Origin of the sequence: Veillonella sp., assembly GCF_032470285.1 — a bacterium.
Taxonomy (GTDB): Bacteria; Bacillota; Negativicutes; order Veillonellales; family Veillonellaceae; genus Veillonella.
On sequence record NZ_JAWEKP010000002.1, the window covers coordinates 328,319 to 350,342 of the forward strand.

At 36.7% G+C, this 22,024-nt stretch carries 18 protein-coding genes; 4 read left to right on the forward strand and 14 right to left on the reverse strand.

What is annotated here, in order from left to right:
* Positions 1-285 precede the first annotated feature (285 nt).
* Both E7B10_RS04015 and E7B10_RS04020 read left to right on the forward strand, forming a co-directional pair.
* Positions 286-1,590, forward strand: coding sequence for a cytosine permease (locus E7B10_RS04015; protein WP_287507996.1), 1,305 nt, complete (start codon positions 286-288; stop codon positions 1,588-1,590).
* A 5-nt stretch (positions 1,591-1,595) separates the two neighbouring features.
* Positions 1,596-1,760 (forward strand): hypothetical protein, encoded by a 165-nt coding sequence (locus E7B10_RS04020; protein WP_165850987.1) that lies wholly within the window; start codon positions 1,596-1,598, stop codon positions 1,758-1,760.
* A gap of 61 nt (positions 1,761-1,821) precedes the next feature.
* Here E7B10_RS04020 and E7B10_RS04025 read toward each other — a convergent pair whose 3' ends face one another.
* Both E7B10_RS04025 and E7B10_RS04030 read right to left on the reverse strand, forming a co-directional pair.
* Positions 1,822-2,289 (reverse strand): hypothetical protein, encoded by a 468-nt coding sequence (locus tag E7B10_RS04025; protein WP_123138226.1) that lies wholly within the window; start codon positions 2,287-2,289, stop codon positions 1,822-1,824.
* The gene (locus E7B10_RS04030; RefSeq protein ID WP_123138227.1) at positions 2,270-3,187 is read right to left on the reverse strand and encodes a DUF6731 family protein; all 918 of its coding nucleotides are present in this window, start codon (positions 3,185-3,187) and stop codon (positions 2,270-2,272) included. The genes E7B10_RS04025 and E7B10_RS04030 overlap by 20 nt, the downstream gene beginning before the upstream one ends.
* A 149-nt stretch (positions 3,188-3,336) precedes the next feature.
* Between E7B10_RS04030 and E7B10_RS04035 the strand changes: the two genes are divergently transcribed.
* Positions 3,337-4,230 (forward strand): hypothetical protein, encoded by an 894-nt coding sequence (locus E7B10_RS04035; protein ID WP_123138228.1) that lies wholly within the window; start codon positions 3,337-3,339, stop codon positions 4,228-4,230.
* 44 nt (positions 4,231-4,274) lie between these two features.
* Here the strand turns inward: E7B10_RS04035 and E7B10_RS04040 are convergent, their stop codons facing one another.
* The 8 genes from E7B10_RS04040 to E7B10_RS04075 all read right to left on the reverse strand — a co-directional run bounded on the left by E7B10_RS04040 (position 4,275) and on the right by E7B10_RS04075 (position 14,321).
* A complete protein-coding gene (locus E7B10_RS04040) occupies positions 4,275-5,276 on the reverse strand; it encodes a DNA cytosine methyltransferase (RefSeq protein ID WP_123138229.1) in 1,002 nt (333 codons plus the stop codon).
* Positions 5,277-5,589: 313 nt separating this feature from the next.
* Complete coding sequence (locus E7B10_RS04045) at positions 5,590-6,198, reverse strand: hypothetical protein (RefSeq protein WP_004694448.1); 609 nt, start codon at positions 6,196-6,198, stop codon at positions 5,590-5,592.
* Between the two features lie 319 nt (positions 6,199-6,517).
* The gene (locus E7B10_RS04050; RefSeq protein WP_316055510.1) at positions 6,518-7,384 is read right to left on the reverse strand and encodes a sigma-70 family RNA polymerase sigma factor; all 867 of its coding nucleotides are present in this window, start codon (positions 7,382-7,384) and stop codon (positions 6,518-6,520) included.
* Between the two features lie 292 nt (positions 7,385-7,676).
* Positions 7,677-8,741: an ATP-binding protein gene (locus E7B10_RS04055; protein WP_302010196.1), complete on the reverse strand. Its 1,065-nt coding sequence runs from the start codon at positions 8,739-8,741 to the stop codon at positions 7,677-7,679.
* Positions 8,742-9,231: 490 nt separating this feature from the next.
* Entirely contained in the window at positions 9,232-10,380 is a 1,149-nt protein-coding gene (locus E7B10_RS04060) for a glycoside hydrolase family 3 N-terminal domain-containing protein (protein WP_042986571.1), read from the reverse strand.
* A 487-nt stretch (positions 10,381-10,867) separates the two neighbouring features.
* Positions 10,868-12,298 carry a [FeFe] hydrogenase, group A gene (locus E7B10_RS04065; RefSeq protein WP_287510015.1) on the reverse strand — a complete coding sequence of 477 codons (1,431 nt, stop codon included), beginning with the start codon at positions 12,296-12,298 and terminating at the stop codon, positions 10,868-10,870.
* A gap of 438 nt (positions 12,299-12,736) precedes the next feature.
* Positions 12,737-13,111 (reverse strand): hypothetical protein, encoded by a 375-nt coding sequence (locus E7B10_RS04070; RefSeq protein WP_004694437.1) that lies wholly within the window; start codon positions 13,109-13,111, stop codon positions 12,737-12,739.
* 112 nt (positions 13,112-13,223) lie between these two features.
* Positions 13,224-14,321, reverse strand: coding sequence for a metalloregulator ArsR/SmtB family transcription factor (locus E7B10_RS04075; RefSeq protein WP_004694435.1), 1,098 nt, complete (start codon positions 14,319-14,321; stop codon positions 13,224-13,226).
* 102 nt (positions 14,322-14,423) lie between these two features.
* On the opposite strand from E7B10_RS04075, the gene E7B10_RS04080 reads away from it, so the two are divergent.
* Positions 14,424-15,779, forward strand: coding sequence for an MFS transporter (locus E7B10_RS04080; protein ID WP_024060921.1), 1,356 nt, complete (start codon positions 14,424-14,426; stop codon positions 15,777-15,779).
* A 448-nt stretch (positions 15,780-16,227) separates the two neighbouring features.
* On the opposite strand, the gene E7B10_RS04085 is transcribed toward E7B10_RS04080, so the two are convergent.
* From E7B10_RS04085 to E7B10_RS04100, 4 genes are all read right to left on the reverse strand, one after another.
* A complete protein-coding gene (locus tag E7B10_RS04085; RefSeq protein ID WP_004694430.1) occupies positions 16,228-16,599 on the reverse strand; it encodes a hypothetical protein in 372 nt (123 codons plus the stop codon).
* Positions 16,600-16,679: 80 nt separating this feature from the next.
* Positions 16,680-19,148 (reverse strand): DNA gyrase subunit A, encoded by a 2,469-nt coding sequence (gyrA, locus tag E7B10_RS04090; RefSeq protein ID WP_287510768.1) that lies wholly within the window; start codon positions 19,146-19,148, stop codon positions 16,680-16,682.
* A 231-nt stretch (positions 19,149-19,379) separates the two neighbouring features.
* The gene (locus tag E7B10_RS04095) at positions 19,380-20,660 is read right to left on the reverse strand and encodes a DNA cytosine methyltransferase (protein WP_024062477.1); all 1,281 of its coding nucleotides are present in this window, start codon (positions 20,658-20,660) and stop codon (positions 19,380-19,382) included.
* Positions 20,661-20,671: 11 nt separating this feature from the next.
* Positions 20,672-21,847, reverse strand: coding sequence for a hypothetical protein (locus tag E7B10_RS04100; RefSeq protein ID WP_024062478.1), 1,176 nt, complete (start codon positions 21,845-21,847; stop codon positions 20,672-20,674).
* Positions 21,848-22,024 lie beyond the last annotated feature (177 nt).

Here is a 22,024-nt window from a genome sequence, read left to right on the forward strand (position 1 = left end):
ATCTATACCTATTGTAACATTAAAACTTACTAGTAATATAGGAACTATAATATAAGAGCTATCATTCTCAACATTACCTAGTATGTATAATATGCATATTGAATATTCATTCTACGTATGTTTTAATGAAGATAAATACGATTCGTTTATGACAAATTAAATATCTATCCTTTATTAGAGAAATTCACTATATTTACGCTACATAATAGGTCTTTACTACCCATGCTTATATAAATCTTAAACACATCATGGTAGATTTTTTATTACGTAAAGGAGTATAGATGTATGAGTAAGGAGAAATTAGAGTTTGTAGAACCAGTTGATACAAACACAGATAATGAGTACTCTAGAGAGCCTGTCCCATTAGAGGCAAGAAAGTCCTGCTTTTCTCTCACCATCGTTTGGACTGGGTTCGTTTTTCTTGTTACTAGTATGATGGCTGGTGGCGGATTAGCTGCGGGACTGACTTTCAACGAATTACTATTAGCCATGATCCTAGGGAATATTTTCTTATGTATCATCGCAGGCCTAGTGAGTGTAATCGCCTATAAAACAGGCCTTACCTTTGCCCTTTTGACTCGATACAGCTTCGGTCAGGAAGGATCTAGAATTGCCTCTCTCTTCGTACCTATCGTCAATCTAGGTTGGTACACTATTCAAGCGGCTTTATATGGACATTTTATTGCTCAAATATTCAATCTTTCCTATACGGGCGAAGTCATTGCTATGATGCTCAGCGCCGTTATCATGGGTATCTTTGCAGTTCTCGGTATTAAATCCCTTGCTGTATTCGGCTATATTGCAATTCCGTCCATCGTATTCCTCTCCCTAGGAACGGCGGCTCGCTCGGTTCAAACAATCGGTGGTTGGCAAGAATTATTTAACTATGTGCCATTACAACCTATCGATTTACTTTCAGGCATTACCATCGTTATCGGCACATGGATTTTATCTACTGCCACATGTATCGCTGATATTATGCGCTATGGTAAAAGCAAGAAAGACGTTATTACAGCGAGCACAATTGGTCTATTGGGTGGCAATACCTTGATGATCAGCTGCGGTGCTATCGCAGGCGTTGCTATGAATGATGGTGACTTAATCAACGTACTATTAAGCTTTGGCCTCGTGTTCCCAAGCTTACTATTGTTGACTACAAATATCTTCACCACAAATGGTGCGAACCTCTATTCCACATCATTGAACCTAGCAAACTCTTTCAAACTGAACCGAAATATTATGCTAGCCGTGCTCATTGTTATCTCTGCATTAGCCACAATGACACAACCATATAAAATCGACTCCCTCTTTGTATTCTTAAGTACACTAGGCATCATCGTTCCGCCACTATGCGGTATTATCTTAGCGGACTTTTACCTAGTTCATCGTGGAAAATATATCGATTACAACAAAACGACTTTCAAAAAATGGAATCTAGTTCCTTGGATTACATGGGCCATCGCATTGGTCTGTGTTAAATTCATACCATTCGGACTGGCTTCGCTGAACGGGATTGTAATCGGTGCCCTACTGTACGCACTCATTACGTATATTGTTAAACCTAATGTTGTTAGTGAAAGCAAAGGGTGATTATCATGGCAATTCATAAACTATCTGCTATACTAGGCACAATCATTATGGGCATCGGATCCTTTATTACCTGTCTAGCCACAAGTGAAAGCGCCATTACCCTTGGTAACGGCATGCTCGTGGTGAGCATTATTATGATGGGATTTGGATATTCAAAATGGCAGCCGTAATTTAATAAACATATAAAACGTAAAAAAGAGACTGTTTTGTAACAGTCTCCTTTTTATTAAATTATGATTTTTTTACTAAGTCTCTAAAAATTAAAAGCATTATTTTTGTTAAATTTAATGTATAATATATGCTTAAAGAAAGTGAGGTAAATAAACAAACAATAATTATCGAACTTATCGGTATAGTAATATAATCATTAATATATATGTACTTAACCTTATCAAATAAGTACATGTATATAGATATTATAATGGACAAAATACCTGTATAAATTATACTTTTAAAGCGAAATACTAACTCATCAATCTTACCTCTATTATTCAGCCGCTGCATAACATTCGTTCCGGCTATACCTATAAATAGACTTACTGTAGCAGTAATGAATCCTACGATAATAGAAGCAACTGTGAGAATAGATGATAAGAAATCATCACTTCTCACTTTATCTACATCAAAACCAAACGTCAAAACAATGCTCACGCAAAGAAAAAAAATAAGTATTTTATATTTACCTATTATCATTTTCATTATCTTCGCCTTCACCTATAGCAATAACGGCTAATTGTTCCTTAAATTTTGGTAAAAAAGCCATATAAACTCGATCATAAGTAATTGGATCTGTTTTCGAGTATGTTAAAGAAATACGGTCCTCAACTTTAGATTCGAGAAAATCAATCGTCTCAATTGGACTATTATCATCTCTACGATATGAGGCCTTTATCTTCTTATATCTTGGGTCATTCATACACACTCCTAAAAAGTTACGAATTCCTCCAAGCAAGCCTTTATCTTTAGGTGCAGTACCCATACCATATACTAAGCTAATTCTTCTTGCACCATAAGACTTATCATTTGAAATAACATCCTCTATTGATGCGCCATTTAAATCATAACAAGAAACCTCAACATTTCTTATAATAGCTGTTTCTGGAATCTCCTTAGAGTCAAGAATAGCCTCAAATATAAAACTAATGCCATCTTCCATAAAAGTTGTTTCTTTATCGCAAAAATAATCTTGAACCTTTGAGGCACTTACACTAAAGAAATTACGTTGTAGCCCCACCAAAGAATGTTCGGGAGAATAAATAATGGTCATATCTTCCCCTATATATTCATCTGGCTCCAAAATAATTTCACTGAATACACCATCTGCACTTAATCTTCCTGGTAAAGTACCGTTTCTAACTTTCACGAAGTTTAACTTCCAAAACCCGTTAGTCTCCTTAGACAAAGACTGTAGAATAATCATATTATCATCATCTTGATTATGTTTCAGAACTCTCTCTTCATGACCACATTCAGATAATTTTATTAATAATCGTTCTAACTTTTTATTAGTATCAATTTCAAAAGATGCTAAATGACCTTCTCTTGAGGATTTAACAAAATAGTAATGGAATTTAAGAGTAAAGCTTTTGTTAGACATATTCAATCCCCCCTTATATAATATAATATAAATTATATAGGAAAGGCTATTACACCACAACTAATAAGTTGATCATTCACTATATATGATAACTTTATACTAATAAACTATTATTTAGTGAATATAAATTTTATAAGAGGAGATGTATTATGAAGTTTACTGAAGCCGAACGGGCTATTCTAGAGTTATTCCAAAATGATACACAATTTAATTTCGAAGGTAATACTTACAAGGTTAACTTTGCAGGAAAACCATCAAGCCCTCATGGTGAGCCTAAAACGGATATTTATATTGAAGCACAAGATATTAATACAAATAAAATAAGAGAAATTAAGATTTCTTATAAAAAAGAAAATGCTGATTTTGTAGAGAATAAAATTAGTAAAGAACGAGCTAAACAACTATTTGGTGATAATTGGGAAACTAAAATAAATGAGGCAACTTACAAATTAAGATCACAATTTCAAGCAAAAAAACTAATTTATAAAACAAAATTCTCAAGAACACAAGCAGGATCAATTACTTTAGGTTGGAAATTTGAGTTAACCAATAAAACTGGTGGAAAACTAAGTACACAACTGGATCTCACAGAGTCCGAAGTAATGGATGTCTATTCAGGTACTAATTTAGCAGCTAACAAAAAAAATGCTTCTGTTAATGGTAAAATTATAGAAAATTCTGGCATAGCTAATTATATACTAATAACAAATAACATTTCATCAATTGAAAATATAATTGATCAATTAGAACCTATTCCCAGTTATGTCAAAAGAAATCCTAATTTATTTTGTGTCTATAAAGCTTTAAACTATAGATCATTTGATGATAGATATGATGGAAATCGCCCTCTTGCAGTTTCTGTGGACTGGACTATAGAGGATTCTAAATTATCTCACAATTTAAACTTTGGCTCCCCTTTAACTATAGGTGGAGATATAGCGTGTGATAAATTAAAATATGCTCTGAATGCTTTACGGAGTATCAATACTAAGGATTTAAATGAAAATAACGTTGTGAACTACGATGAAATTACCCATGAATAAAAAATATGGTTGATATAAATATATCAACCATATTTTTTTTATTTTTACTCTAAAGTAGCTTTAATAGCAGAAGCAATCTCATATGCTAAATTAACTGGAACTGCATTACCAATCATTTTATAGCCTACATCAACTTTACTATAAATAAATTTAAAGTCATCAGGAAAGCCTTGAACACGAGCAACCTCTCTGACCGTCATTCTTCTATATAAATTTTCATGAGATTTAACAAAAATATATTTATTCTTATCAACTTTTTCCATTTTTGGAGCTTGTGGATGAAGTTGACATTGACGACCAGAGGCCTGCACTGTATAAGCTTGTTCATCCCAACTTTTAACACGGTTTCTACTCATAAATATAGTAGAATATGCACCAACAAAATATTCATTATTATTAATAGCATTAGGATTTCTATTATTTTTTTCAAGAGCAGGCACTGCCGAATCTTTCAAATCCCAAATTATATCTCTTAAAGATATTTTATCTTCATCATTATGTGTTGAGCCCGTTGGAAATTTGAAATCGACTTTAAGATCTTTTCTAAATCCTATAAAAAAAACTCTTTTTCGTTCTTGCGCAACACCATAATCCTTAGCATTTACTAAATTAACACTCACATCATATCCAGCATTATTAAATAAGTGTATAATATTTTCTACCGCCTGAGAATGTCTACTAGCAAGCATTCCACTAACATTTTCAGCTAAGAAAAATTTAGGTTTAAAATCCTTTAATATACGAATATAATCATAGAATAATTGTCCTCTTTCATCTTCTATACCTCTTAAAGCTCCTGCTTCAGACCACGATTGACAAGGAGGTCCACCAATAATGCCATCAATATCGTCTGTAATAAATTCTTCTATATCTCTCTTATTTACTTTTCTTATATCACCTTCAATAAGATGAGTATTAGGATGATTAGCTTTAAAAGTATCCCAGATTGTCTTATCATATTCATTAGCAATCGGAATTTGAAATCCAGCACGCTCAAAGCCTAAATCCAAGCCACCACAACCACTAAAAAGACTTATAAGCTTCATAGAATACACCCCTAAATATATATAAATTTACTATTATTATTTTATATAATTATAGCACAAATGTTCGATTTTTTCAACTAAATACTAAAAATATTTAAAAAATTATTTTATAAATACAGAAATAATACCATATCTAGATTAATAAATAAAGACCATAAACTTAACTCTTTAAAATAAAAAAACATTCTTTGCTTACACAAAGAATGTTTTTTATCTGTTTTAAATACCACTATTTATATATTTTCTTATACGCCTATCCTCCTTTTCCAAATTTCTCTCCACCCTCCTATTTCTACTTTCACCGTCCAACGAGTTATCTCGTTAGGTCTCTCCAGGCGATAAATAGTTCGGCCACGACTTGAGGGTTTTGACTGAGTTTGATGCGGGCTAGCATTTTTCGCACGTAGTTGCAGTGTTCTAGCATCGCTTCGTTCAGTTTGTGTTTGACATGACGCGGGGATTGGTACACCAAGATGGGTGCAAAGTCCGCCACATGAATATAGCTCGTATCGGGTTCTGGACCTTCCGTAACGATATATTCATAGGGTATAGCCACGTTAAAGAGGCCGTACACCACGTCCTTGCCGATGGGGCGGCGACATTTAATATGCGCAAAGGTTAGATGCGGACCATAGGTCTTAGGCGCGGTATAGCTACTGCGTCGACCGTCGCTAGTCATGATGTAATTGGGTCTCAGCCCTTCCTGCATCGCTAGCTCTCGCGTGATTGTGCGCATCGGCAGATGGACCATTTCTTCCCGTCCATCCACAAAATAACACTTCGTACTGTCTCCACCACTAGGTTGATAGGTAGGAATAAAACAAACAATGTGATTCTTTGGATTCGTATAGATCAAATCCAAATCTTCTCCCTTAGATAGCCGAGCGGCCATCAAATCTGTTAGTTTATCATCTATTGCCATGGAATCCTCTCCAATCTAATCAGGAACATTCCTTTCAACAATACAATGAACACGTGTTCTGTGAAAGCAGATTAGCATGCTTTAATCTGCTGCTGACTTAATTGTATATCAGCCTGTATAATTTGTAAATATATATACAAAACTATAGAAATTTATGTATATTTAAAGACTTTATGATCTTGTAAAAGTTATATATACCTTGATGTGTCATTATTTTCTCATTTAAATTGAGAATTGCATATTCTATGTATATTTGTTAATCGAGATTAAAAGAAATATGCAATATATAGGATATAAATAAGAAATTAAATTATAATAACTAATGCACACACAAGTGTTCAAAGTCCGTACTCAAATACCTCCGCAGCTTCCGAATGGCTCGTTCGTGGCGCCGTTGGATGGCTTGGCGGCTACAGTTCAATTCTTCACTAACCGATACCAAGCTTTGGCACTCACCGTAGACACGACGCAGTAGGTCTCGTTGATCAGGCGATAGTCTGCCTAAGGCCCATACGAGGCGTGCTCGCAGCCTATGCTCTTCATCGGCACTCATCACCATATCCGCCACATTCTCACCAGATGCGAAGATATCCATACAAAATACGACGTCTCCATCATCAGTGGCGCGATCTGGAATGTGAATTTCACGGCGATAGCGCAATCGTTCACGCTTCCAGTACCGCATGTAACCGTACATGATGCCAGCTTTCACAAAGCCTGGGAACGGTACGGCCCCGTTCAAATCAAAGCTATAAATCGATTCTATGAGGATGGCCCAGAGATAGCTCTCTACGTCCTCGCGGAACTCGCGGTTTCCCATGCGATTCGTATAGTGCAAGATGAGCGGTCGATACCTGCGACAGAGCTCGATTTGTGCCGCATCATGACGAAGCTCATCAGCGGACCACGGCTGATATCCCACCGTCTGAATCCGCATATTCGGCTTTTGACAGATAGACACGAGGCTCTTGTCCGACAAGGACGATAAAACTTGATGACCACAGACGAGGGTCTGTAATTTCAATTCCTCTGGAATACTTTCCCTAGACTCATTAGCTTTCGATAGTAAAGAATGAGATGGTAATGCCTGTGTTTCTAACGTTTCTGACTGATAGTTGTCATGTTGTAAGTTTGCAGTTTTAATACTTGTTTTTTGTACTAAAGGTTCTTCGTTTGTGTATAACATAAATCCCCTTTCCTGCCATGGCATAGCGCTTATGTACACAATACCGCGGAAAGAGTGTTTTGACAAATTGGCAATTCCTTGGAATTTCCCTATATTCTGTTATATTTGAGTCTTAGTTTCCATCCACAGTACACCATACGTATGCGATTCAAAGAGTAATTGCTGAAAATAGATAATTACTAAAAATGACACCACATACGCAATGTGGTGTCATTATAAGAGGAAATATATACTATCATTGGGTAATAGTATTCAATCTTTAGGTAGTAGTATTCAATCTGAAATTGTCTGATTAAATCGCAATACACGCGGCTTGGACAAAGTCATTGAGCTGCGGTTTTACATGATTATAATATACATCAGCGCCATAACCGCGCACGATATCGCCCCAATATTTATATACATAGCGGTACCAGAAATGGAACATACTGTTCGTAAAATGGTAATCCGCGTACTTTGCGTTCCCACGGTTACTTGCCTGAATACGGCCCACGAGCCCCATGGACATGAGATCGTTCAAACGAGATGTAAAGGTGCCACTTTTAATTTGGCTTTCTTGTAAAAGCTCTACGTAGTACGGTCTTTCCAAGCTAGCAAGGCCCGTTAAAATGGCATTGGCGCCAGTTATATTCTTCATATCTCGATGCAAAATATATTGTGTTTCTTCAAAGAGAGCTCCCGTTACTGAGAAGAACAAGTTAATAATATTCGTATCGATGCTTTCACCATTATCAAAGTATTGCACATAGGCAGGTAACCCACCGGTTACGGCAAAGACGGTGCGCAAATCATCCTTTGCATAGTGAAGGCCCAAAGATTTCATATCAACCAAGGAAAATGGTTTCACCTCAAGATATTCGGACACGAAAGGAGCAATGAGGCTACGATCGCCAATGATGCGGCCATCGAGTTGTTCCAGACCATTCGCCATCAAAATGATATTCAAACGGCTCGTATCTTTATAGGTATCTAATAAATCACGCAAGTGAATGGGAAACTGAGGAACTGCTTCCACCAAGGATGGATAATCGTCAATCACCACAGTCTGAGGTGTTTTCACACTGCTTTCAAAAAGTCTCACAAAAGCCTGCTGCAAACTCTCTACAGGCTCGAATGTATCTTGAGCATTAGCAGGAACAAAACGTGCCTCAAGAGCTCTATTTATATCAGCCACATGGACGGATTCATTGGCCATACGCCCCGCCAAATATATCGCCTTATGACGGCGTACAAGTTGCGAAGCCACATAAGATTTACCACTGCGATGAGGACCATATACAACACATAAACTCATTTGGCCCATTGCAATTCGGGACTGGATACGCTCTATAATTTCAGCACGTCCCACAAAATTCATATACTCACCTCCAACTATTTACGGAAATTATTATATCATAATTTTAAATCATTATTAAACTTTTTTTCATATAGTTAACATAGCTTTTTATTATGTTAATTTTTTTACCCATCAAATCAGAGCTTTTATGCGATACGTATTGCCTTATCATCATAAAAGTCCTTATGATTACTTTATTTTCATATACCTTTGATATCAACATATCCTATAAGGCATGGTTATATAAGTTATATATTATAAGATAAGCTATACATATTAAACTATATAGTTTAAACTATATAGTTTAATCTATATAATTTAATCTATATAATTTAATCTATATAGTTTAAAAATGACGTGCTACCCAAAAGGTATAGCACGTCATTTGCATGTAAAGCATATTAAACTGTTACTAAATTTCTTAGTACTAAGTTTCTTAATAGTAAATATCTAACTTGTAAATATCTAATTCGTAAATTTCTGATTACAAAATCTAATATTCTTAAATATCTTATGGATCAATTTGCGTTTGCATTTTCATCAATAAGATGCGCTTAATCGATTCATTGAGACGCTCGGTCGAAATCGTTCCATCCGCCACCGCTTGCGTCAGCGCACGATGGACTTCATCGATATGAATCGTATCCGCATCAACAAGAATGAGGTCACTGCCCGCCAAAATGGAAGCCACAGCGTAATCGCCTATCTTTTGATTGGATTGCAACGCACCCACATCGATACGGTCCGTCATAACGATACCTTTATAACCAAGCTCCTTGCGAAGCCAACCATCAATAATCGGCTTAGAGGAACTCGCCAAGTGTTCATTATCGATGGCGGGAATCTGGATATGGCTCATCACAAGCATATAGCTATTCGCCGTCGTCTGTGCAATGAGCCGTTTAAAGACGGCTACATCATTATTGCTGAGATATGCTTTTGCCTCATTAGCTGAGCCAAAGGACGCATCCCCTAAGGTCACTGCCGGAAAGTAGTTATAAGCGGACCACATATGATTAATTTGGTAACGCTCCACCATGGCAAGATTTATATGGCCTGCCCACGTGGGGTCCGATGTATAGGACATATTAGGAACACCTAGGTTAGCATTAGGCCCAATAACCAAGTTAAAGCCCATATCCCGCATTTCAATAGCAGATCGCGTGGCCAAATTAATGATACGATCCATAGGCAATTGCCCCCATCGATTGGGCTTCGGCAACCGCAAGAAACTTTCATTCCCATGCAATATGCGATCACGATGCACCGCAATATAGGGTGTCACCATGCTAGAGGTTATCGCCGTTTGCATAATATCGCTGGTGAAAGTTTTCACTTGGTTCTTATTAATAAGATTTTCATTCGTTAGCATAACGCCACTGACACGGTATTTTCGGATCACATCCTTTTGGGATTGTCCTATCGTACTACCATGAAGGCTGATCATCATCAGCTGCCCTACCTTATCCTCTTGGGACATGGCCGCAATCCAAGTGTCCACCTTTTCAGACACAGGTTTGTTGGACTCCAGGACGGCACGGTACGATACGGTTCGTACCGTTTCTTGTTCTGCCTGACTCTCATGTTGGCATCCAGTTGTACCAACGACAGCAACTAGTAAGGCAAGGCCACTCAGGACCCGCCGAAAAAACTGGTTCATCTCTCCTAAAAGCTCCTTAATGCTTACGCAATATTATGAATATTATGGGCTTTCTATGTTGCTCTCCCAATGCAACACCCATAAGTCCCCTCTTGATCCGTACAGTATATTTTTATATTATACACTAAATGATTCATCTTTTCCTCATAATAAAATAATTTTTTTTGTACTGAATTATTATAATAAAGTTATACAGTAAAAATATGTGAATTTTGAATAATTATATAAAAAATCCTACGGATCGTTTAAAAAGTGACCGCACTGTAACAAAGGCTACGTGAGTATCAAGTCACTCATGACCCGTAGGATTTTCTATTTTATGTTGTTATACCCTAAATAGCAAACGCTACTATATGTTTATAAACATTGAGTTGCCGTAACAGCCTACTGTTTAAGTAATCGACTATTATTAATCTTTAAATTTTTTCTTTGTTTACTGGCACATCATCAACACCAACTTGCACCATATTCAAGCAATCGACTATCATTAGCCTTTGAATTTAGGGGATGTTGGGCACGTTTCAGGTGTTACATCTTTACGAGTACCAAGAACTGCACTACGATTTGTGTAGTGTGTGTGTAAAAGTTCGTGTGCCTTGTGCCCCAATGGTTCGCCTAAGAAATCTTTGTACAATGTTTGGATTTCTTCATTTTCATAGGACGCAACCCATTTGTAGTTTTCGTCAGCTTCGTAAAGACCGCCGATACGAGCTTCCTTAGTTTTAACCGCTTGAGGCAATTTAGTACGCGGTTGACCACCGCCACCGATACAACCACCTGGGCACGCCATAACTTCGATGAAGTCGTAGTGTTTACCGCTGTCTTTCAAAGCATTCAAGAAGTCACGTGTGTTCTTACCACCATGAACAACGGCAACGGACAATGTTACGTCGTCACCCAATTGAACAGTTGCCTCTTTTACGCCTTCCATACCGCGAACGTCTTCGAGGTGAGTCAACGCATATGGAGGTGGCTCTTTATCAGTGATGAGCTTGTAAGCCGTACGCATCGCCGCTTCCATAACCCCACCAGTGTTACCGAAGATGATGGATGCGCCAGTTTCCATACCGATTAAGTCATCAAATTGGGAATCTTCAACGGCATTGAAGTCGAGGTTTTCCTCTTGGATCCAACGGATGAACTCACGAGTTGTGATGGAAATATCTGTATCCATGCCAAGGGAGTCATCATTATGGTAACGAGCCGCCGCATTTTCTTCTTCCCGTTTCGTTTCTGCTTTTTTAGCCGTACAAGGGTTTACAGATACGGATACGATATTACGAGGATCGATGCCTTTTTTCTCTGCAAAGTACGTTTTAATCATGGCCGCTTCCATAGCGATACAAGAACGTGTAGAAGACAAGTTAGGAATCAATTCAGGGAAGTAGATTTCCGCAAAGCGAACCCACGCTGGGCAGCAACTTGTAAACTGAGGAATTTGACCACCATTTTTAAGGCGTTCCACAAGCTCAGACGCTTCCTCCATGATGGTTAAGTCCGCACCAAAGTTAGTATCTACTACATAATCTGCACCAAGTGCACGCAAGGCACCGACCATTTTACCTTCCAAGAATGTGCCAGGTTCATAACCGAAGCCTTCACCAATGGCTACACGAACAGCCGGAGCCGTTTGGATAACGACGATTTTTTCAGGATCTGCAAGGGCTGCTTTTACCTTTTCAAGCTCGGATTTAGCATGCATAGAGTCGAATGGGCATGCTGCCGCACATTGACCGCAATGGATACATACAGGCACATCGCCGTTTGCATCAAGGTCGTAGTAATCAAGTACGCTCATTACATCCGCACAAGCGCGACGGCATAACGTACAGTTTTTACACTTGGAAATGTCGTGATAAATGGATGGATTGTCTAGTGCAATCGGCACGCGTTTATCGATAAATTCGTATTGAGACATGAGGACCTCCTCTAACAAACTATAACTACCAAACCTATTGGGGCGAAATATGCTAAACTACAGAGCACTGCGCCCAAGCCATACTTCTGCATCTTACCTATAGTATACGATATGGTGAAAGTTTATACTATGTAGAATTGTTACACTTTTGCACAAAACCTCCGAAAAAGTGTAATATAAATCACATTTTAACATAGAATAATGAATAATTCATCTATCTTAAGGGCGTTAACTAACGTGCCTTAATAAGTGACTTACTTATTAGCACTATAAAAACTAATGGCTTAATTGTTAATACTATAAGAGCTAAAACAAAATTATATTGTACATAAAAAACGCACGCTCTTTAAAAGAACGTGCGTGTGTGAAGCTTTCACAAAATCATTCAATCTAGACAAGCCGGTACTAAGCAATAGTGTACTCGTCTGTAGGATTCAATTATTTACCGCCCCAAATAAGTTGGAATACAGCGTACGCAGGCGTACCTGGCTCAACTTTACGGCTATTTTTATTAACTTGTTCCTCTTTCACAACATAACCTTGTGGATTATAAAGAGTCACCTTAAGATCCTTAACTTCCCGTTTTTTATGATTAAACTCTTCAGTCACAATGTAATGGTAACCTTCATAGTCCATAGCTTTAATATCCATTACCGCTTTTTTATCATCTTTTTTAACGGAATCATTGTCGATAGACCAAGTAACACCATTGCTATCAGTGCCTACTGTATACCAATTAGCCGCATCAACACTACCAATACCGCCGATTAATAATGCACCTGCTGCCAAAACAGCTGCCAATGTTTTTTTCATATTAATACCTCTCAAAGAAAATACAAAAATATACAAACTAGTATATAAGGGAAAACTAAATGTTATATGAAAACTATCTCTATCAACCCACAACATGGTAATTCATCTTCTCTTAATTTCGAAAGAAGCGATAGAAATTCGGCATAAGTTGAGTAACTAACTCTGTCGGTTCATATAGAACAAACTTCTTCACTTTTCTTGCTTTCAATAACTTTGCGTCTTTTAAAATTTGTAAGTGTCTCGATACGCTTGATTCAGTCATTAATAAAATTTGCGCTAAAGACTGTGTCGTACTTGGTTTTTCCAAAACATAATTCATAATTTGCAACCGCACTGAATCGCTCAAGGCTTTAAAAATAGTAACTAATCCCTCCGGTGTGGAGTTATAATAACTTGGTTGCTCCGCAATATCATAAGTAATAGCAATTCCTTGATTAAAAGATTCAACAAACAGATGCGGCCAAATAAAATAACTTGGTAACAACATAATAGAGTCACTGTCCTTTAAATAAACCTCTTGATTAAAAGGTTTAATAATAGCTAAAGCTCCTTTTTCCCAATGGATTCGATCAATTTGTAAATGATTAAACATCTCTATAAAACCTTTTTCCCTCAAAAATGAAGATTGCTTTTGTATTTCAATTAAAAGCTTTTGCTCAATTGATTTTTCTTTCCAAGTATCATCAAAAATTGATTTTCTATACCAATCAATAAAAGAAAAAAGTCTCCTATAAACACTTGTAGCATTTCGCTTCAAATCTTTAAGCAATTGATCATTTTCATTTAAAGAAAAATCTTTCCACTCTAGTCCTTTTGCTAATGTTGGAATAAAGGCATTTTCTCTATCATCTATTATTCTCTCCAAATACTCAATTAATTGAATAGTCGGATAATTAACCAGAAATTTCTTTAAATTTTGTATTTCCTCTTCAATCGTTGTCATATGATAACGAAAATTACAAAGTAAAATAGGAGAGACCCCCAGTTCATAAAAAAGTTGGAAATAATGAAGATTCTCATAAAATTCTTCAGTAAGTTTATCTTGTATCTCAATCACCCAATCAATATTAGTTCCATGATGGCGCGGATTTAAAAGCACATGTAAACTTCTAAAAAGTTCATTTAAAGGGGAATACACAAATTGTATTCTTTGTATTAACGTTTCATTTGTTTCCAAAGCATAATCGCTAAACCGAATTGTAATAGACATAAACATCCTCCTAAACGATTCGATATTTTTTGAATCGTTTGATTATAGACTTTAGACTTATTATATTATACTTAATAGTTTTAAAGAAAAGGAGAAATCTTTATGAATAAACAATTGCAAGATTTACTCATAACAATTGTTGCAGGTATGGGAATGTTATTATCCACTCTCGATACAGGAATTATCAATATAGCATTACCCTTTTTAAAAGAACAATTTCAAACTTCAACTGATATTGCAGCCTTCACAATAACCGGTTATACTTTAGCTTTAGCTATCTCTATCCTACCTTTAGGCGTATTAAGCGATAAATTTGGAAAATTAAAAATTTCGTATTTAGGATTCGTGCTTTTTGGTCTAAGTTCTTTATTTTGTGGCTTAATTAACAATATCAGTTTATTAATTATTGGACGAATTTTTCAAGGCATAGGAGCGGCTGCTTTACAAGCTACTTCTGCCGCACTAATTACAACTTTAGTTTCTGAAAAACGTAAAAATAGCTCTATTGGTATCCTCGGAATTATGATTGGTTTAGGCCCTATTCTAGGGCCCTCTTTAGGCGGGATCATACTTTCGTTAAGTTTCTGGCAACTTATTTTTTTGATAAATATTCCTTTTGTAATTTTTGGAATTGCATGTAATAATTTCCTTCTCAATAAACTCTCCGAAAAAAACAACAACCGACAATTAGATATGCTTGGAATTACTATAAACACTCTCATGTTAGTTTCTCTCTTATTAGGATTATCTTTATTAAACAAATCACATCTATTTGTAGTTGGTATAATCCTGATACTATCTAGCTTGTTGCTCGGAATTATATTTTACTATGTGGAACTTAATAACAAACACGCACTTATCGATATCAAAGGATTAAAAAATAATCCTCAAGTAATCTCTTACCTTTTTCAAACAGTTACTTTTGGCTTTGCCTCTGCAATGATCTTTTTACTTCCCCCCTTCATTTTTGAACAATCATATCATCTAGAAGTGGGGCAAACTGGATTTCTTGTTCTAGGAGCTCCTACAGGGCTGGTGCTTTTTTCAAGAATATCCAGTAAAATCAATAACGGCAATAAAAATAAGCTATTTAGCCATATTGGTCTAAGTATTATTATCATATCCTTGATTTTTCTCTTACTGATCAATCCTAACTGGCCTTATCAACTCTTAACATTAGGATTATTCATCTACGGTATTGGTGGAGGATACTTTCAACCTGCTAATATTGCCAGTATTATGCAAGCCAGTCCTATGGAAATCCAAGGAAGTACAGGAGCTTTGCAACGAATGCTGCAAAATGTTGCGATTTCAATCGGTTCAGCTATTGGTGCAACTTGCTTAAATATCTGGTCAAATGATTTATTATTAGCAACTCGAATTGGATGGGGAATTACACTAATTCTGGTTATTATAAGTTTAAAAGAAGTATTTAAATTTTCCCATCATAATAGTTAATACAATCTAATCCAGAGGCTGTAATTAAAACTAAGTTTTAATTACAACCTCTTTGTCATATCTATTCAATAACATACCTACCTAAAACAAAAACACACTCACCTTGGAATATTCTCTCTGTATGAAAAAATGAATCTGACACGATTGAATATGGATATTCGCCCTGTAAAAGTACTAATGATATAGAAAACCTCGAACTACTCTGAAAACGACTTAGGTCACTTTTTCTCCCTAGGAAGTCTAGCAAGGCCCCTTATGGGATTAAATAATCCAACGGATTTGAAAGCGGATATTCGCCCTGTAAGAGTACTAATAATATAGAAAGCCCCGAACTATTCTGAAACCGACTTAGGTCACTATGGAGGCTTTCAGGATAGTTCGGGGCTACTTATACGTTCTGAGTATCTAAATAGACAGAGCGAATATCAGCTTCTATTAAATTGTTGGATTATTTACCCCATAGGGCCTGCATAACTTCCGCCCCCATGGTATCCGGTTCAATTTTCGTAGGTTTTTGTGCTTCTTTACTGGATAACAATGCTATACCAGCATTGCTATATACTGTTGTATCAAGTTCTGTCCATGTTTTTTCTTTGCGATCGATCCGTACTGTGTAGATATATGTAAAGCCTTCAACATTGTTAATTTTAACAAGTACTGTGGCCGCATCATCTGTTTTATATACAGAAGAGTTGTCAATAAACCATGCCGCATCGTCAGCATCAGCATCGATATAGTACCAGTCAGCAGCACTAGCTTGACCAAAGCCACCTACAAAGAAAACCCCTGCTGCAAACATAGCAGCTAGCCATTTTTTCATTTTTAAACTCCCCCAACACTAGAGGCGACCATCTTAGATGGTCGCCCATAATTACTCAATAGTTAATATAGTGTTTTATATTATTCTACTTCTTCTTCGATTTCAGCGCCTGGAATAACAGCAATACTAGCTACCTTATCACCTTCGTCGAGATTTTGTGTTTTCACACCAGAGATAGCTTTGCCCTTCTTCACAGCGATGTCATTCATATTGAAGCGGATGATTTTACCTTGCTCAGAAATAAGCATGACTTCGTCATCGTTATGAACAACTTCTACGGCTACTACATCGCCAGTTTTGTTCGTAATCTTGAAGTTCTTAGAGCCTTTACCACCGCGTTTTTGCAATGTGTAAGCTTCCGCATCATTGCGTTTACCAAAACCTTCTTCAGAGATAGTAAACACTTGTGCTTCACTTTCATCAGTATTAAGAACACCAGCGCCTACAACCACGTCGCCTGCATTGAGTTTAATACCGCGCACGCCGTGAGCCGCCCGTTTCATGAGGCGCACATCGTGCTCGCTGAAGCGAATAGCAATGCCCAACTTAGTGCCAATCAAGATATCTTGGTTGCCAGTCGTCACGTTAACGGAAATCAAACGATCGCCTTCGTCGAGATTAATTGCATTGAGGCCAGAACGACGGATATTACGGTATTCTTCAATAGCCGTACGTTTTACAACGCCGAACTCAGTGACCATGAATAAATTTACATCTTCATGGACCCGTTCAAGGTCAATCATAGTCGTAACGGATTCGCCTACCGCAAGCGGCAATACGTTAACCATAGCGGTACCGCGAGAGTTGCGGGAGCCTGCTTCCGGCACTTCGTACGCCTTGAGGCGATATGCACGGCCTGCAGATGTGAAGAATAGCAATGTATTATGGGTCCGCACATGCATAATTTGCGTTACATAATCATCTTCCTTCGTCTTCATGCCGATAACGCCAGCGCCGCCTTTATGTTGGTTGCGATATACGTTCGCGTTCATGCGTTTGATATAGCCTTGTTTAGTCAAGGTAATAACCATTTCTTCGTCAGCAATGAGGTCTTCTACATCAAGGTCAGACGTATCGATGGTGATTTCAGAACGACGAGGGTCGCCGTATTTCTTCTTCATATCATCGAGTTCGTCTTTGATGATTTGACGTTGACGCGCTTCGCTAGCCAAGATAGCTTTCAAATCTTCGATCAATGCCAACAATTCCTTGTATTCCTCTTCGATTTTCTCGCGTTCCAAGCCTGTTAAACGGCGTAAACGCATGTCGAGGATGGCTACCGCTTGTTTCTCTGAAAGCCCGAATTTTTGCATTAATGCATTACGCGCAATTTCGTCAGTTTGAGAACTACGGATTGTCGCAATCACTTCATCGATGTGGTCGAGGGCAATCAACAAGCCTTCCAAGATGTGTGCACGCGCTTCGGCTTTGTTAAGCTCGAATTGAGTACGACGTACGATAACATCTAGACGATGATCTAAGTAGTAACCCAATACTTCTTTCAAATTCAATACGCGAGGATGTCCGTCCACAAGGGCTAGCATAATCACGCCGAATGTTTCTTGAAGTTGAGTGTGTTTATATAATTTGTTAAGTACGATGTCTGGTTGCACGTCAGCCCGTAATTCGATAACGATGCGCAGACCTTGGCGGTCAGATTCATCGCGAAGTGCTGTAATGCCATCGATGACCTTATCACGGCTCAAGTTCGCAATGGTTTCAATTACGCGAGCCTTGTTCACTTGGTACGGAATCTCAGTCACTACGATCTTATGCTTACCCTTGGACATCTCTTCGATGGTCGCACGAGCACGCATTTTAACGCTACCACGACCTGTAGAATACGCTTTTTTGATGCCTTCTCGACCCAAAATGAGTGCTCCAGTCGGGAAGTCTGGACCTTTAATAGCGGTCATCAATTCATCTACAGTCACATCCGGATTGTCGATTAGCATCGCTAGACCATTACATACCTCGTTGAGATTATGTGGTGGAATATTTGTCGCCATCCCTACAGCGATACCGCTGGAACCATTGATGAGAAGATTTGGAATCTTCGCTGGCAATACAGTTGGTTCTTGCAAGCTTTCATCATAGTTCGGCATGAAATCAACAGTTTCCTTGTCGATATCGGCAAGCATTTCCGTTGTAATCTTCGCCATACGTACTTCGGTATAACGCATCGCAGCAGCACTATCGCCGTCGATGGAGCCGAAGTTACCGTGACCGTCTACCAAGAGGTAGCGCGTATTAAAATCCTGTGCCAAACGAACTGTCGCATCGTAAACGGAGCTATCACCATGTGGATGATACTTACCGAGTACATCACCGACGATACGAGCGGATTTCTTGTACGGTTTATTTGGCGTCATACCTGTTTCGTGCATCGCATACAAAATACGACGATGTACTGGTTTCAAACCATCGCGCACATCTGGAAGCGCACGCATAACGATTACGGACATTGCATAATCGATGTACGCATTCTTCATTTCTTTATCAATCTGAACGGGATGAATATTCCCGTGGGACCATTGTTGGTCTGCCACAATCTCACCTCATTTTACTAACACTGATACTAATTCATCATATAATTATAGCATTTTTAGACAATGAAAACCATATTTATAGAAAATACATGAATCCCTTATATTGAATATTGAAATTAAAAAACGGTATTAATCATTCTATATAAAGATTACTTTATAGATATTAATGATTATATACCGCTTTCAATATTTCCTATTAATACTTAAAACTTTTAGATTAAATATTACTAATTATTGATTTTTGTAATAATTATCTAAGACTTTTTTACATGATTGAGCAAGAGCTCTTGCGAGTGGTGGTGGTACAGCATTCCCAACATGTTCACATCTTTTAGAATGATTTCCAAAAAACTTATACTTCAAAGGAAAGCCAGTAATTGTTGCAGCTTCCCTCACAGTTATACTTCTATGTTCTTTAGGATGAACTGGAAAATTGCTATGCCCAGGTACTAAAGTTGGACTTGGTTGAGTGCCATCCAATCGCATCGTAGCACCACGTGAATAAAACTTACTGATTTTCAACTCTTCAGGTAATAAATCCATATGATTTGCTATATTATCACCTTCAGGAATATATTTAAATCTTCTAATAGTCTTTTCGCTATGATTCATAGGCAAATTATCTATATCATCCTCATCTTCATAATCTACTAATTTAAGTGCATCATTAACAGTTTTAGGTGAAGGCAAATTTAATAAATCTCTATCAAGCCCAGATTTATATATCGACTGATCCATGTATTGGGGTTGAGGATACTCAAATATATCCTCAACATCATTTCTTATTGCCACAATAATCAATCTTTCACGTTTAGTTGCAGCACCATACCATGCAGAATTTAGGATATCCATATGAACAGTATATCCCATCTCCTCATACAATCTTTTAATATCCTCTACTACAGATATATAATTCGGTGAATTTTGTAAACGCCTTAAAAGCAATTCTTTACGTTTTTTTAATGCTTTGCCTTCAGCCTCAAAAGCCTCATCAATTTTATTGATTTTGCGTAATGCAGCTTTTTTCCCCTTGTAATTCTCTAATGCTTGCCATAGATTTTCTATCTCACTACGAAGATCCTCGTCATCTCCAACTAAAACTTTAGCGTTACGCATTCCTGGTACATTTTCAATAATAGAAATCTTAGGTCTAAATACATTAACTAGATTTAGCTGTGCATGGTATAAATAATTACGCTCATCTATTGGATTTCTCTCTCCAGCTAAACTAAACCCCTTACAAACAACCCCCCCAAAAAAAACATCGATTTCACCAATAGTAACACCTAGTTTATTTCTTAATGCTACAGCATCAATTTTATCAATTGAGGTATTATCTATATAAGCCCCCTCTTCAATTAAATTTGGATTATTATATACTAATGTCTTTAGGCAATCGTCAATAAAATCATTAACATAAACCGTTCTGAAATTTTCCTGCATAAACCCTATATGAGAGCCACCTGCACCAACGAAGGTTTCGAATATAGTATATCCTGTATTTGCTGACATCTACTCACCACCTAACTAAAATGTATTCTATTTTGAGCCAATATATCAACAATGATATCATTAATTTTTGATTCAAAATTATCTATATATTGTTTGGCATTTGAATATTCTTTAATTTTTCTAGTCAAATCTGGTTGCCGTAGCTCACTAGGTTTATAAATTATCTTACGTTCAGAGCTCCTTGCTGCAAATTGGATACAACCAAAATCATCTCGCATAATATTAAGCCAACTAGAAATATATCGTCCATTACTTTCTGTTAAGAAAAGAACATCTCTACCATCATATCGATTTCTTATTAAATTACTAATTTGTTGATTATTAAGATTACACATACCATCTGTACTATTCTCTATCAAAATATCCATTAGTATATCAATATATGGATACAAATAGTCTTTATACATAGATGATATAAAACTATATACTTCTGCTGGTATCAATTGAGCTTCAGTATTACTAAGCCCAGCTCTTTTACTCATAAAACCTAAACTAGATAAAGTTATGAAAGCATTTCTCCAGTTACGATTATTTATAACCTCAATCTTCCTTAGAATTTTATTTTCAATATCAACTCTATTAAGACTTATATGTAAATGCTTTAATATTCCAATAACACGTAATGCTATATAACATTCAAATAAACGATTATCACGAACATAATATTGAGAAATTGTTTTAAGACTATCTACTGTTGCATCTGCTAATTTTGTAATTTCATCTTTAGATATTTCTCTAACTCTATTATTATTAACATGAATCTCAAGTATCTTAGCAGTTTCAGGGTAGCAGAAAAGCCCTATATTAAGATTTGTATTAGCAATAAAACTTGAGGGTATAACTAATACATTTCTATTTTCTTCATTATCATAAATAATATGTGATAAATTTCTAGGTCGAATACCTTTTCGTTGAAAATGTTCATACTGAAATAACTGACCAACGCCACGAACATATTCTGTAACACCAATATCTGCACGCTTACATTCTATAATTGCTTGCATTTGATTCGTTTCTGTATTAGATATAATAAAATCTGAAGTTATCCCATTAACAAATTCAATTTCTCGATTAAACAAAAAATTATTTGGGTCTATTTCAAGTGCATTAATTATGTTCTCTTGAATTTCTCGATTATTATAAATTTTTTCTTGAAACTCTCGTTCAAGCATTCTTTCATCTGGCATCTTAATAACACCTCACCTTAAAATAATCCTACGTACTCCCCACATAAAATTAAAATACTTAAAAACGGTCCGACAAATTTGTCAGACCGCTAATTATTTAATTAAATCTTATAAAATAATACACTATCTCTTTCTATTGTATTATACCATAACTATGAATATTATCCTATGTCAGTC

Coding starts and splice junctions, on each gene's coding strand:
- E7B10_RS04015 (WP_287507996.1), top strand. CDS start 286: ATGAGTAAGGAGAAATTAGAGTTTGTAGAACCAGTTGATACAAACACA.
- E7B10_RS04020 (WP_165850987.1), top strand. CDS start 1,596: ATGGCAATTCATAAACTATCTGCTATACTAGGCACAATCATTATGGGC.
- E7B10_RS04025 (WP_123138226.1), bottom strand. CDS start 2,289: ATGAAAATGATAATAGGTAAATATAAAATACTTATTTTTTTTCTTTGC.
- E7B10_RS04030 (WP_123138227.1), bottom strand. CDS start 3,187: ATGTCTAACAAAAGCTTTACTCTTAAATTCCATTACTATTTTGTTAAA.
- E7B10_RS04035 (WP_123138228.1), top strand. CDS start 3,337: ATGAAGTTTACTGAAGCCGAACGGGCTATTCTAGAGTTATTCCAAAAT.
- E7B10_RS04040 (WP_123138229.1), bottom strand. CDS start 5,276: ATGAAGCTTATAAGTCTTTTTAGTGGTTGTGGTGGCTTGGATTTAGGC.
- E7B10_RS04045 (WP_004694448.1), bottom strand. CDS start 6,198: ATGGCAATAGATGATAAACTAACAGATTTGATGGCCGCTCGGCTATCT.
- E7B10_RS04050 (WP_316055510.1), bottom strand. CDS start 7,384: ATGTTATACACAAACGAAGAACCTTTAGTACAAAAAACAAGTATTAAA.
- E7B10_RS04055 (WP_302010196.1), bottom strand. CDS start 8,741: ATGAATTTTGTGGGACGTGCTGAAATTATAGAGCGTATCCAGTCCCGA.
- E7B10_RS04060 (WP_042986571.1), bottom strand. CDS start 10,380: ATGAACCAGTTTTTTCGGCGGGTCCTGAGTGGCCTTGCCTTACTAGTT.
- E7B10_RS04065 (WP_287510015.1), bottom strand. CDS start 12,298: ATGTCTCAATACGAATTTATCGATAAACGCGTGCCGATTGCACTAGAC.
- E7B10_RS04070 (WP_004694437.1), bottom strand. CDS start 13,111: ATGAAAAAAACATTGGCAGCTGTTTTGGCAGCAGGTGCATTATTAATC.
- E7B10_RS04075 (WP_004694435.1), bottom strand. CDS start 14,321: ATGTCTATTACAATTCGGTTTAGCGATTATGCTTTGGAAACAAATGAA.
- E7B10_RS04080 (WP_024060921.1), top strand. CDS start 14,424: ATGAATAAACAATTGCAAGATTTACTCATAACAATTGTTGCAGGTATG.
- E7B10_RS04085 (WP_004694430.1), bottom strand. CDS start 16,599: ATGAAAAAATGGCTAGCTGCTATGTTTGCAGCAGGGGTTTTCTTTGTA.
- E7B10_RS04095 (WP_024062477.1), bottom strand. CDS start 20,660: ATGTCAGCAAATACAGGATATACTATATTCGAAACCTTCGTTGGTGCA.
- E7B10_RS04100 (WP_024062478.1), bottom strand. CDS start 21,847: ATGCCAGATGAAAGAATGCTTGAACGAGAGTTTCAAGAAAAAATTTAT.